The organism is Roseateles sp. P5_B10 (assembly GCF_056400485.1).
This window is the reverse complement of the sequence record NZ_JBFULE010001759.1, coordinates 1-524: the sequence shown is the minus strand read 5'-3', so window position 1 is coordinate 524 and position 524 is coordinate 1. Positions and strand designations below refer to the sequence as shown.

The 524-nt window shown below is 61.5% G+C and carries 2 protein-coding genes; both read right to left on the bottom strand.

Going from position 1 to position 524, the window contains the following annotated elements; all coding sequences use genetic code 11:
• Positions 1 to 420, bottom strand: a 420-nt coding sequence (locus AC1DU6_RS35760) for an OmpH/Skp family outer membrane protein (protein ID WP_477863379.1), incomplete at its 3' end; no start/stop codon positions are given.
• 2 nt (positions 421 to 422) lie between these two features.
• Positions 423 to 524 (bottom strand): BamA/TamA family outer membrane protein (locus AC1DU6_RS35755; RefSeq protein WP_477863381.1); only part of this gene is annotated, 102 nt, incomplete at its 5' end.

Below are 524 nucleotides of genomic sequence, written 5' to 3'. Positions count from 1 at the left end.
GTACTTCTCGGCATCGAAGATCTGCTTGATGACCTTGTTGGCGCGTTCGACCACGGCCGACAGCTCCTCGTTCTTGCGTTGGGTCAGGTCTTCCTGCCACTCGCGGCGCTTGCGCTGCAAGTCACGCTCCTGCTCGACGATGTCGCGCTGGCGGCGGTTGCGCTCAGCTTCGGACAGCGTGGGCGCGTCCTTTTCCAGCTTCTCGGCAGCGCCGCGCAGCTTGGTCTCCAGATCGCGCAGGTCTTTCTCGCGCTTGCCAAACTCAGTCTCCAACTTGACCTGGGCTGCCTTGGCCAAGTTGGCCTCGCGCAGCACGCGCTCGCTGTTGACGTAGCCGATCTTCAGTTCCTGGGCTTGCACCACCGTGGTGGCCACCATCATCGATGCGGCCAGGGCCATCGATTGCAAGAGCTTGCTCATCATCAGAATGCAGTCCCGATCTGGAATTGGAATTTTTCGATTCTATCCGTCCGCGCCTTGCGAACGGGCTTGCCGTAACTCAGCCGCAGCGGGCCCATCGGCGA